This window comes from Luteitalea sp., assembly GCA_009377605.1.
Taxonomy (GTDB): Bacteria; Acidobacteriota; Vicinamibacteria; order Vicinamibacterales; family Vicinamibacteraceae; genus WHTT01.
The window spans coordinates 1-623 of sequence record WHTT01000293.1 but is presented as its reverse complement, the minus strand read 5'-3'; the positions used below and the strand labels follow the sequence as shown (position 1 = coordinate 623).

The 623-nt window shown below is 72.1% G+C and carries 1 protein-coding gene; it reads left to right on the top strand.

All coding sequences use genetic code 11. From position 1 onward, the window contains the following. Positions 1-623: MFS transporter (locus tag GEV06_28995; protein MPZ21878.1), on the top strand; the 623-nt coding region annotated here is incomplete at both ends.

Sequence of the window (623 nt, the reverse complement as noted above, 5' to 3'; positions counted from 1 at the left end):
CGGCGCGCGCCGCTGATCGCCCTGCTCGCAGCCACCATGGTGTTCACGCTGGGCGACGGCAGCGTGCAGGTGCTCCTGTCGCCGCACCTGCAAGCCCAGGGTGCCGCCGACGCGGTCATCGGACCCATCATCGCCGGCTACAGCGCGGCTGCACTCTGCTTCCGCTTCGTCACCGGGGCGGTCTACAGCGCCGATCGGATTCGCTGGCTCGTCGCCGGTGGCTGCGTGCTTCAGTCGGCGGCGTTCGTCGCCATCGCCAATGCCGCCGACCCGCTGCTGCTCGGCATGCTCGCCGCCGTCAACGGCATCGGGTTTGCCGTCGCCTCGACAGGCGGGCTTGCCGCCCTCATGGAGCTGCGACAGGGCGCAAACGCCGGGGTGGTGATGGCTTGGTACACAGGCTGCATCGGTATCGGCTACGCCGCCGCGGGCTTCGCCGGTGGCCTCGCCGGTGACCTGCTCGGCCTGTCGGGCGCCATCACGGCGCTCGGCGTCATCCCGCTACTGGCAGCGCTCGGGTTTGCGGGTGCGCTCCGAGCCAACCCGTCTGCATCGGCGGCCACCGAGCGCGTCGTGGACCCGTCGAGGGCGGCCCCGTCAAGGCCGCGCGGCTGGTGGAGCAG